Source organism: Nitrosospira sp. Nsp18 (assembly GCF_900103145.1).
Classification (GTDB): domain Bacteria; phylum Pseudomonadota; class Gammaproteobacteria; order Burkholderiales; family Nitrosomonadaceae; genus Nitrosospira.
Map to the genome: position 1 here is coordinate 1 of NZ_FMWY01000044.1, position 7,929 is coordinate 7,929.

The 7,929-nt window shown below is 51.4% G+C and carries 8 protein-coding genes; 4 read left to right on the plus strand and 4 right to left on the minus strand.

Features of this window, described 5'->3' with window-relative positions; translation table 11 throughout:
• The first annotated feature begins 174 nt into the window (after window positions 1-174).
• From typA to BLS94_RS14135, 3 genes are all read left to right on the plus strand, one after another.
• On the plus strand, window positions 175-1,986 hold the full coding sequence (gene typA / locus BLS94_RS14125; protein WP_072768947.1) for a translational GTPase TypA: 1,812 nt from the start codon (window positions 175-177) through the stop codon (window positions 1,984-1,986).
• Window positions 1,987-2,123: 137 nt separating this feature from the next.
• Window positions 2,124-2,774, plus strand: a complete 651-nt coding sequence (locus BLS94_RS14130) for a DsbA family protein (RefSeq protein ID WP_090962543.1) — start codon at window positions 2,124-2,126, stop codon at window positions 2,772-2,774.
• Between the two features lie 17 nt (window positions 2,775-2,791).
• On the plus strand, window positions 2,792-3,295 hold the full coding sequence (locus tag BLS94_RS14135) for a hypothetical protein (RefSeq protein WP_072768949.1): 504 nt from the start codon (window positions 2,792-2,794) through the stop codon (window positions 3,293-3,295).
• 142 nt (window positions 3,296-3,437) lie between these two features.
• On the opposite strand, the gene BLS94_RS14140 is transcribed toward BLS94_RS14135, so the two are convergent.
• From BLS94_RS14140 to BLS94_RS14160, 4 genes are all read right to left on the minus strand, one after another.
• Complete coding sequence (locus BLS94_RS14140; RefSeq protein ID WP_090962529.1) at window positions 3,438-4,127, minus strand: hypothetical protein; 690 nt, start codon at window positions 4,125-4,127, stop codon at window positions 3,438-3,440.
• A gap of 294 nt (window positions 4,128-4,421) precedes the next feature.
• Entirely contained in the window at window positions 4,422-5,492 is a 1,071-nt protein-coding gene (locus BLS94_RS14150) for an aminoglycoside phosphotransferase family protein (protein WP_090962536.1), read from the minus strand.
• 288 nt (window positions 5,493-5,780) lie between these two features.
• Window positions 5,781-6,152, minus strand: coding sequence for an exosortase system-associated protein, TIGR04073 family (locus BLS94_RS14155; protein ID WP_090962540.1), 372 nt, complete (start codon window positions 6,150-6,152; stop codon window positions 5,781-5,783).
• Between the two features lie 483 nt (window positions 6,153-6,635).
• Complete coding sequence (locus BLS94_RS14160) at window positions 6,636-7,007, minus strand: exosortase system-associated protein, TIGR04073 family (protein WP_072768957.1); 372 nt, start codon at window positions 7,005-7,007, stop codon at window positions 6,636-6,638.
• Between the two features lie 728 nt (window positions 7,008-7,735).
• Between BLS94_RS14160 and BLS94_RS14720 the strand changes: the two genes are divergently transcribed.
• On the plus strand, window positions 7,736-7,929 hold a 194-nt coding region (locus BLS94_RS14720), incomplete at its 3' end, for a hypothetical protein (protein ID WP_218124829.1).

Consider the following 7,929-nt stretch of genomic DNA (forward strand, 5'->3'; position numbering starts at 1 on the left):
TTACCATATCAAGGTCTCCTTTTCGGTAACCTTCAATATGGCGCAACGTTATTTCTCAGAATACCTTTCGGTTACATTTAATTCGGCGCAATTCGATTGTACAATGATACAGGCGGGTTCCTTTGCTATCTGCTATAATGCTGCCCTTTTGTCGTTCCGACTGAGGATCTGCCAATGTCCCGTTCCATTCGAAATATCGCTATTATCGCCCACGTCGATCACGGCAAGACCACCATGGTGGATAAATTGCTGCATCAGGCAGGCTCTTTTGCCGCGCATCAGCATATTGCCGATCGGGTGATGGATTCAAGCGATATCGAGCGCGAGCGCGGTATCACGATCCTCGCCAAGAATTGCGCTGTGGATTACCAAGGCGTGCACATCAATATTGTCGATACACCAGGCCATGCAGATTTTGGTGGTGAGGTGGAGCGCGTGCTATCCATGGTGGACGGAGTGCTGCTGCTGGTAGATGCGGTCGAAGGCCCCATGCCGCAGACCCGTTTTGTCACAAAGAAAGCGCTGGCTCTGGGGCTGCGCCCCATAGTGGTGGTCAATAAGGTCGACCGTCCCGGTGCACGTCCCGACTGGGTGGTGAATCATACTTTTGACTTGTTCGACAAGCTGGGCGCGAATGAAGATCAACTGGATTTTCCAGTGGTTTACGCCTCCGCGCTCAACGGCTATGCGATGCTGGATCTGAAGCAGACCAGTACCGATATGCGTCCGCTTTTCGATACTATACTCAAGCACGTCCCCGCGCCCGAAGGCAACCCCGACGAGCCGCTGCAACTGCAGATTGCTGCGCTGGATTATTCCAGTTTTGTCGGGCGTATCGGTATTGGCCGCATCAGCCGTGGCCGGCTTAGGCCCGCCCAGGATGTGCTGGTGCTGGGATCGGGTGCGCCGAAGAAGGTCAGGGTTAACCAAGTGCTGGGTTTTCGCGGTATCGAACGAGTCCAGTTGGAAGAAGCCATGGCGGGTGACATCGTCCTGATCAATGGCGTCGAGGAACTCAGTATCGGTGTGACGCTGGCCGATATCGATCGGCCCGAAGCGCTGCCGATGCGTGCTGTGGACGAGCCCACGCTGACGATGAACTTTCAGGTGAATACATCGCCTTTTGCCGGGAAGGAAGGCAAGTTTGTCACCAGCCGTCAATTGCGCGAGCGCCTTGAAAAGGAGCTGCTGACCAATGTCGCGATGAAGCTGGAAGAAACGGACGATACCGACTCGTTTCTGGTTTCCGGCCGGGGCGAGCTGCACCTCACCATTTTGCTGGAAAGCATGCGTCGTGAAGGCTATGAGCTTGCCGTATCGCGTCCGCACGTAGTGATTCGTGAAATTGACGGTGTCAAATGTGAGCCGTTTGAAATGCTCACCGTCGATGTTGAAGAGACTCATCAAGGTGGAGTAATGGAGGCGTTGGGCGCGCGTCGCGGCGATTTGCAGGACATGGTCTCGGATGAGCGCGGACGTGTGAGGCTGGATTACCGTATTCCCGCGCGGGGGTTGATCGGCTTCCAGTCCGACTTCATGACCATGACGCGTGGTACGGGGCTGATGAGCCATGTATTCGACGAATACGCACCCATGCGGCCGGAAATAGCTGCACGCCGGAACGGCGTACTGATTTCGGCCGAGCAGGGCGAAGCCGTGGCGTATGCGCTTTGGAAATTGCAGGAGCGCGGGCGCATGTTTGTCAGTCCAGGGGATCGTCTGTACGAAGGAATGGTGATCGGTATTCACAGCCGCGATAACGATCTTGTTGTCAATCCGATAAAGGGCAAACAGTTGACTAACATTCGCGCATCCGGAACTGACGAAGCTGTGACTCTGACTCCGCCGATCCAGCTCACTCTCGAATCTGCGATTGAATTCATCGCCGATGATGAATTGGTGGAGATTACGCCCAAGACCATTCGTATTCGCAAACGTTTCCTGCAGGAGCACGAACGCAAGAAAGCTTCCCGCGCCGCTGCGTAATTTCACGAGGCATATCGGGGCTGGGTGATGCGCTGGTTGAGCTCCGCCTGCACAACGTATTCATGCGGCCTGGCATGGCGCAGGGCGACTATAATTCTTCCATTTTGAACGACAAGAATGGAAGCGCCTTGCTCGCCATGAATGAAAGAACGCTCTGGTATGTCGCTGATCCCATGTGCTCATGGTGTTGGGGCTTCTCTCCGGTAATCGAAGCGATTCAACGTGAGTATGGCGCCCGGCTTGGAATAGAGGTATTACTGGGTGGTTTGCGGCCAGGGACGAAATATCCAATGCCCCCGGCGCAACGTGAACAGATACTCCACCATTGGCGCGCGGTGCAGCAGCTGACTGCGCAGCCATTCCGGTTTGAAGGCGCGTTGCCGGAAGGATTTGTTTACGACACCGAACCCGCCAGCCGCGGAGTGGTCACGGTATCGTTGATCAACCGCGAAGCGATCTTTTCTTTTTTCAAGATAGTCCAATCCGCGTTTTATATGGAGCAGCAGGATGTGACGAACTCCATTGTGCTGTCGCAACTCGCCGCGAGGGTGGGAATAGATGCCCAGCAGTTCGGGCAGACGTTCGAGTCCGATATCGCGAAGCGCATGACGCTTGAACATTTCCGGAAGGCACGGCAGTGGGGCGTGCATGGTTTTCCCACTTTAATCGGGCAGAGCGGGGCGGATTACCGTCTGCTCAGCACGGGTTATTGTTCACTTGAAGAATTGCTTCCAAAGCTGGACGGGTGGCTGCTGGGTCAGCTTGATAATTCCGGGCCAAGCTCATAGTTTCCAAGGTACAGATCATGTATAAAGCATTTTTGAAGTTTTTTGCTTCGGCCGTGGTGCTTTCGATATTTTGCATCTCCATACCCGTATCCGCCGAGAAGGGAGGGAGCGATCATAAAACGGATCAGCATCGCCATCAAAAGGAAAAAAATTGGAATAAGGGCAAGAATTATCAGCATTATCGAGCTCGCAATATGCAAGCTCTGCCGGGTAATTTTAACTCGAGGCAACGCGCCGTTATTCATGATTATTATGGGCCCCGCTTTCAGAGCGGCCGCTGTCCGCCAGGCTTGGCGAAGAAGTACAACGGTTGCATGCCTCCCGGACAAGCAAGGAAATGGGGAGTGGGACGTCCATTGCCCCGGAATGTGGTGTTTTATGATCTCCCACCTCACCTGATCGCGCAATTGGGCATGCCTGGGCCGGGTTACCGCTATGTGCGCGTCGCCGCGGACATTCTCTTGATAGCAGTAGGTACCGGTACGGTTATCGACGCAATTATGGATTTGAACTCAATGTGAGCAAAAAATCAGCTTCTTTTGTTCAACAGAAGGCTTGCTCGACAAATAGCCAGGTGAACCGCGAGATTCTTTTTAACCGTTAATTTAATTAAAACGCGGGCGCATACCTGACGACTTCTTCAACTCCACGATACTAAATGTACTAAAGTCCGGTTCCGGTGGACCAGCCTAAGCGTTCCAGTAACCCCCGAAATGAGTCGCTCGCAATAATAAACGCGATAAGATAGGACGTTAAACTTAACATGACGATCGCGCCGAGGGATCGCCATGGGCTCAGGGTGGAGTAATGACGCCACTCCGATAGGAAGCCGGCATTTTCTGGTGCTTTGAGCGGTTTATATAGATCGAATTCCCTAAGGACAGTTTGTCGCGATCGGCGCAGCACATCCTGGACACCTGTTCGGTACGCGGTATCGATGAGGTCGGGCCGTTTTACCTGCCTGGCGGAGGAAGATTCCTCCACAGTAGCCTTTCTACCCGCAAGTTTATAGAAACCCTGCATTCGATCCACATACCGATCCTCCGCGAACATCGCGTCCACCATTGCCTCAACGGTAGATACAAGTTCCTCATCCGGGACAACAGACTGGATAGTAGATCCGCCAGCTGATTTTGGCTTCAGGGTCCGGGCGATTTCATTGATAAATTCGTTTTCTTTTCTGGCAATGAGCTTGAGCCAGATTGCCTCGACGGCCTGCGGAGACGGCGCGCAGTTTTTTGTATTGTTATTGTCATACGAAGCGGCCTCAAGCAGCGTGTCGAGTTCCAATTTCGAGGCGCTTTCACAATCAGCGTCAATTGCCTCAAGCCTGGCTTTGAGAATGTCGTTCATGATGCTTTCCTGAAGCGAACACCTTATGATTGGAAGACGAATTGAACCACGATCGCAAGCCACACAGTGTAACGCAATTTGTTAAATGCGTGCACAGCTTGAACGCATGCACCCGACAGCGTACAGCCTGGCGAAGGCGCATTGATAGCGGGCACAATTCGGGCGATGTGAAGCGCTGATTCTTCCGTTGGAAACGAAAGCTTAATGCTCATGGAGGTTAACGGAAAATTGCGCCGACAGCACGCGCAATCTATGCCTGTAAATCTGCTGGATTTCCTGAAAGCTGCTGCCCCGTCATATCGGAATGGCGGAAAAGACAGCGAGATCCTCTATAGCAGCTACTGTCCGACGTATGAGCTCATGGTTGCTCTCCAGCTTTATCATTCCACCGACGGCGAGTGACACAACCATTGCTTCAAAGGGATAGATAAGGTGAGCGCGGTATCTCTGCAATAGGCCAGTGCTATCGATGCCCGTAATACCGTTATCTCTGAGCCCCTGTATATAAACCGACAAGAGCCTTGTCTCGTGAGCCCGCCGGACTTCCGGATCAAGCGCAGTCGCAAGAAAATAGGCAACGTCTCCTATGCCTTCCCCGAAACGTACAAGCTGCCAATCAAGAAGGCCAGGTTGAGACTGGCTCCAGAATAGATTACCGGGATGGCAATCGTGATGAACGAGTGTTTGCGGCGCATTAGAAAGAAAACGCATTACCTGGTGGCGATTTCGCGCATAGCGAACAGCCAGCGCATAAAGAGCCGGAGGTATGAGTTTTCCAGCGCGATGCAACCCCCGCATCATCAATGGAACAGCCAGGGCGGCGCCCAGATGATCTTCCATGCGACGTACAGGCGCCGCAAGCCAGTGGTAAGTTCGTGCGAGATCGGCTTTGCCCCAGAAATGAGCATGAATGCGGGCGAGTTGTTCAATAACGAGCGTGGCTTGTGCCGCGGTCAGGGCATCGCCGGTATGCCCGGCAGTCGCACCGGATTCTGTTACGTCGATCAGAACCAGCGTCGACCCTTTCCCCAGCATGCTCTGTGCCGCCAATAGACCGGGTATCGCGATGGGTATGGCTTGAGCAGCTTCATTATAGAAGCGCACCTCCGTATGTAGCAACCTTGGCAAAGCGGTAATCATTCTTGCGCGCCACGTCAGCGACGGCAGTTTTACGAACCACCGTCTAGGCAGTGCTGCAGGTCCATTGTGCTCAATCGCAAGACGGATCCGCGTGGTCGTGCCGATATCAACCGAAACAACATTCACATTCGAGACGATTGTTTGAGAATGATGTTTGTTAATTACCCGCTGAGCCCAGCCAATGTTTAAATCGCCGGGCTGGCGTGCAAGAATATTATGATTCATCGCTGCCTGCCTCCAATGGAGTCAATTGCAACTGCTGTATAGGCGGTACCTACATCTGGTATTGAATTATCCTGAATCCCCTCGTAGCGAGCTTACCAGGAAGGTAAAGTTTACGGAGTACGAAAAATCTTTTTCGATTGTAGCGCTTAGTTGACAAAGGAGATGGAAATAAGCGGTCAACTGCTGAATTTAGGATTAACCATGCCGCCCGCATGGTTCCAATATACAAAAAGGGAGCCGCGGCTCCCTTTTTAAAATGGCAGGCGGATAAGCCTGCGCCCAAAGCTATCAGTATTTGGATTTCCATTTATCGTCGAAGCGAGTTTCTTTAGTGTCGAAGTCCTGCCAGATATAGCCGGGCGTGATTATCGGCTCGGTTGGGACGTAGAACGTCACCAGATCGACGATGCCAGCCAACGATCGGCCAACCCCGGTTACGATTCCGGAAAACAACCCGGTTGTAAGTCCATAACCAATGCCTTTTTCATTGGTTGTCATTACCATATTCTTCGGAATTTCTCCTATGCCTGTTACCAGGTTCGCCATGCCGTGCGCAAGCTTGTCGCCGGCATCCACAGCATAATTGGCAGCGAATGCCCCCTGAGGTGAAAAGAATAACAATGCAGATAGCAGCAGCAGCGGTTTAAGTATACGTTTCATCGATACCCCCCAAAAGTGGAACAAATTAAATCCCGCGTAATACTAGCATACCGCTGAGGCGTGGTGGCAGTGCCTGTTAAAAAACATTCTCCTGAATCCGCCCCCTGGCGAGCTTACCTAAGAGGTGAAGCTCAGGGGCACAAAAAACCCCTTTTCGGTTATAGCGTTTGGTTAACAAATGAGCTAAAAAATGAACGCTCGACTGCCGGATTTGGGATTATGCTTCAAGTAAGAAAATTCCGGCTTTGGCTGCATTTCAGAGGTAATCCGTGGGTGAGTTCGGGAGTAGGCGCAGGCGGCGATGTCCGCTGATGTGCAAGGATTAGCTTCTGTAGAATATCGGTGCTGCCATAGATACAATTGCAAATGGAATATTTATATTATGTTATGCATGCTGATCGCATTGACTCCGGAATATGAAAAGGGGAGCCATGGCTCCCCTTTTCATATCATGGCAAATGGATAAGCCTGTGGGAAAATCTATTAATTTTGTAACTTCCATTCCGGATGGAAGTGCGTATGCTTGGTCTCGAATTCCTTCCAGATAAAATCGGGGTAAATTATGGGCTTGGTCGGAATAATGAAAGTCACCAAATCTACAACGCCTGTCAACGTACGGCCAATTCCATATATGATTCCCGACGCCAATCCAGTGGTAAGTCCGTAACCGATACCTTTCTCATTGGTTGTCATTATCATGTTCTTCGGAACTTCCCCTATGCCTGTTATCGTATTCGCAATGCCGTGAGCGAGTTTATCACCTACGTTTTCGACGTAAGTATCAGCCATCGCGGCCTGAGGTGAAAAGAACAACAGCGCAGATAGTATCAGCAGCGGCTTCAATATATTTTTCATCGATACCTCCCTTTAAGTACATTAACAAATTAAATCAAGTTTAATACTAGCATACCGCCGAGGGATATGTGCACGGCATTCCAAAAATTAACGCTTTCGACAATATTTTCTGAGCGGTTTATTGATCTTGCGATACTGAATCAGGTATGGAACTATCGTTCGCTAACCGCATTGGTCATTGATGCTGGATAAGGCAAATAAAAAGGAAGCCTGGGCTCCCTTTTTATAAAATGACAGACAGACAAACAAGTCCGCATTCAAATTGTCATTGGTCTCATACAGCATATTTCTCGGAACTTCCCCCACGCCTGTTATCGCGTTCAGGGCGCCATGCCCGAGCTTGGCGCCTACGGCTTTGAAATGGCCGGGATCAGTCGCTGCCCGAGAAGAAAAGAATGCATCGCAGATAATAGCAGTAACGGTTTCAGTATATTTTTCACCAGCATCTCCAATCTGATTGAAAAAAATTAAACGGTGTTACTAGCATACCCCTGAGATATGTTTGGGCGAGATCTTGCTCCTCTATTAGGGCAGAGCTGGCCCATATGCACAGATTTTGGGGAACGTCTGCGTCCGCAGTCTTTAGTCGCCCATCCTGCATTATCAGCGCCTTAGAGGCGCACTGCGATGAATTGTGCTAGGCTTCGGCATTCCGTGATTTAGCCACTGTAGATAAAAGAACACGCACGCCGCGTAGAAAAAAAACAGTTACGTGCATCTTAACCATTTTGTCTGACACAACCGACCCCCTGTCTTTGCGTCCTCTCTCCTCAACACAGCCTGGCCTGCCCAACACAGTTGTAACCGGCGTCGTACAATTTTCGGTGGTGATCCCCACGCTCAACGAGGCCGACAACATCGACCCCCTGCTGGCGCGCCTGTGCGAGCTTGGCCTGCCGCCAGAAAGTTTCGAGATTATCTT